A 3084-nucleotide genomic window follows, 5' to 3' on the forward strand; every position below is an offset into this window, starting at 1 on the left:
AGCGATCGCTCTGTGAGAAAAATCTCTGGATTAGCCAACAACTGAAGATAGTTTACCTGAAAAGTTCCCAACAATACACGCCCTGATAGACAATTTGATTGCAGAATTTCCCACCCTTGATCAACAACTACAAGTTAATTATTGCCATCAACAGATTCACCAGAATTATCAAGATTTAGCTGAAAAAAGCCCACCTCAAGGTTGGGGTGAGTGAATTAAATTCCACCCTCGTTATTATTCTTCTCTACCCATGACTAACTCTTTATATATCAGCACGACGGCAACGGGAAGCGGTAAAGCGTTAGTAGCTTTAGGAATTATTGACTTAATTCTCCGCAAAACTAATAAAGTTGCTTTTTTCCAGCCAATTGTTCTCGACTGTTCCCAAGGTCATCGGGACGAAGACATTGACTTAATCCTCAATTATTTTAAATTAGAACAAACCTACGAAGAGGCCTTTGGTTTATGTTATGACGAAGTTAAGGATTTATTGGTACAACAAAAATTTGATGAAATCATCGAAAGAATTATCAAAAAGTTTAAAAACTTAGAAAAAAAATATGATTTTATCCTCTGTGAAGGTTCCGATTACCTGCAAGAAAATTCCGCCTTTGAATTTGAACTAAATACAGAAATTGCCAAAAATCTCGGTTATCCCATCTTAATATTAGGTAATGCCCACAATCGCAGTATCGAAGATGCCCTTAGTCCGATCCTGATTTCCTGCGACACCTACCAAGATAAAGGTTGTACGGTGATTGGGATTATTATCAATCAAGCTGAAGAGGAAAAAATAGGGGAATTACGGAAAACCCTGACTAAAATTTTTCCCCCCCAAGAATATGCTCTAGGAGTGATTCCCCACAATGCCAAACTGAGCAGCCCGCGAGTGGCAGAAATCGCCCAACAATTACAGGCAAAAGTTCTCTACGGACAGCAGAGATTAGACAGTTTAGCTAGTAACTTTCTGGTGGTGGCCATGCAGATGCAAAATGCCCTAGAGCGGATAAAAGAAGATAGTTTAATTATCACTCCTTGGGATCGCGGCGATGTGATTATCGGGATGTTACAGGCCCACCAATCAGCCAATTATCCCCAATTAGCCGGTATAGTCTTAACAGCAGGTCATAACCTCAATCCTTCGATCGCCCGTTTAATTGAAGGTTTGCCCGATCCCTTACCGATTCTCTCCGTCACCACCGATACCTACACCACGGCCGAACGCATCCACCAAGTGCGGACCACCCTGACCTCGACGGACTACGATAAAATTAACCTCAGTCTGCAGCTTTTTCACAGTAACATCAATCTCGATCGCCTAGAAGCGCAAATTCGCACTTTGCGGACCCAGGGGATTACCCCGAAGATGTTCACCTATAATCTCGTACAACAGGCCAAAGCGCAAAAACGTCACATCGTTTTGGCCGAAGGGACCGAACCGCGCATCCTCCAGGCGGCCACAGTTTTAATCGAACAGGATATCGTCGATTTAACCCTCTTGGGACAACCGGACGAGATTGCAATGGTGATTAAAAAACATGGTATCACTCTCGATCTCGATCGCCTGCAAATTATTGACCCCGTGGCTAGTCCCCATTTTGAAAGCTATGTGCAGACCCTCTACGAAGCGAGAAAAGCCAAGGGAATGAATCTCGACATGGCCCGGGATTATGCACAGGATGTCTCCTATTTTGGCACTTTAATGGTGTATCAAGGCGATGCTGATGGTATGGTATCGGGGGCAGTGCATACCACTCAACACACGATTCGGCCTGCACTCCAGATTATCAAAACTAAGCCCGATTGTGCGATCGTCTCCTCGGTCTTTTTTATGTGTCTAGAGGATCGGGTCTTGGTCTATGGGGATTGTGCGGTCAATCCCGACCCTAGTGCCGAGGAATTAGCCGAAATCGCCCTATCTTCTGCCGAAACCGCCCAAAAATTCGGAATAGAGCCGCGAATCGCCCTGCTTTCCTATTCTTCGGGTCAATCGGGCCAGGGAGAAGACGTGGAAAAAGTACGACAAGCGACCAAAATCGCTAGGGAAAAACGCCCCGATTTGAAGCTAGAAGGCCCGATTCAGTACGATGCGGCGGTAGATAGGGAAGTAGCCGCCCAAAAAATGCCGGGGTCAGAGGTGGCGGGCCAAGCAACGGTGTTTATTTTTCCTGACCTGAATACAGGTAATAATACTTATAAAGCCGTGCAGCGGGAAACGAAAGCTTTAGCGATTGGTCCAATCCTACAGGGATTAAAAAAACCCGTCAATGATCTCAGTCGCGGTTGTACCGTTCCCGATATTATCAATACGGTGGTGATCACGGCAATTCAATCCCAATCTTTTTGAGTTATCGTCATTTCAGAACAGAGAGAGAGTTTACCAATTTTTACCTTGATCGATATTTCCTAAAAACTAGCAATACTTACAAAAACATTATCGGTATTTTCAAGACTATCTCGCAGCGAAACAGGCAAAATTGGGTCATCCTCAGCTAACCAGATAAAGACATGAGTATCTATTAAAGCACTCCTCATTACCTATAGTCGTCAAAGTCTTCTAAGGGAGCATCAAAGTCATTAGCTAAAGGTAAAACGAAAGTTCCTTTTATTGAACCAGCTAAAGTTCTTTTAACAGTTACGGATTCTTTTACTGCTTGTTTATCTTCTTCTGTTTGGTCAGACTTAGTGAGCAAATATTCGGCATAATGTCAAAGTTCAGTTTTGAGAGCATCGGGCATATTCTCAACTATATTCTTAATCCTGCAATGATTTGGCATTGGGTAAATCTCTAAAAGCAAGCTGTAAAATTTGCTCATAAACAGGCTGGTTTTTCAATGCCTTCAAATCTTTGAGAAATCTTTTTCGATATTGAACCTTCAAGGTAAGTAGCTGGTTATAATTAAATTAAAAATGGATTTTAGGTTTGATCCCCCCTGCCCCCCTTAATCTATCCATTAGTCACATCTTTCTTAACATAAAATGTGACAAAAAGAGAAAAGTGTGCCAGATGGCTCAAGGGGGCTCTATGGGGGAACTAATTTGATGAGATAGTTTCCAAGTCTCGCTGATATCATGTAACCTTCG

1 protein-coding gene and 1 pseudogene are annotated in these 3084 nt (G+C 42.9%); one reads left to right on the forward strand and one right to left on the reverse strand.

The genetic code is table 11. From position 1 onward, the window contains the following. Nucleotides 1-250: 250 nt before the first annotated feature. Nucleotides 251-2347, forward strand: coding sequence for a phosphate acetyltransferase (gene pta / locus PX482_RS18955; protein WP_002761840.1), 2097 nt, complete (start codon nt 251-253; stop codon nt 2345-2347). Between the two features lie 187 nt (nt 2348-2534). Here pta and PX482_RS18960 read toward each other — a convergent pair. Then, nucleotides 2535-2696: pseudogene (locus PX482_RS18960) on the reverse strand (DUF2281 domain-containing protein); the annotation flags it as partial. Nucleotides 2697-3084: the final 388 nt, after the last annotated feature.

This window comes from Microcystis sp. M53602_WE12, from assembly GCF_030065455.1.
Taxonomy (GTDB): Bacteria; Cyanobacteriota; Cyanobacteriia; order Cyanobacteriales; family Microcystaceae; genus Microcystis; species Microcystis aeruginosa.